This window comes from Brevibacterium sp. SIMBA_078 (assembly GCF_046534565.1).
Classification (GTDB): Bacteria; Actinomycetota; Actinomycetes; order Actinomycetales; family Brevibacteriaceae; genus Brevibacterium.
Map to the genome: position 1 here is coordinate 1 of NZ_JAWRYQ010000663.1, position 230 is coordinate 230.

General features: G+C 31.3%; 1 protein-coding gene. It reads right to left on the reverse strand.

What is annotated here, in order from left to right; genetic code table 11:
- The coding region (locus SB749_RS21145; RefSeq protein WP_410712049.1) for a hypothetical protein at positions 1-230 on the reverse strand (230 nt) is incomplete at both ends.

Sequence of the window (230 nt, forward strand, 5' to 3'; positions counted from 1 at the left end):
TCTCATGGTATTCATTTCTTCTCGACTTGATACTATAAGATCTACAATTTTTTCAATATTACCATGCCAGTTATCATTTATATCAGATGAACGACTTATGAAAGTAAAGCGAGAGAATAATCCAGGGTCTTTTGTCGAGTTTAGATGATTAATCAGGGTATCTATAATCTCATCCTGAGTAGATCCTGTATATAATATAAAATCGCATGGAAATTTTGAATGAAGATCTA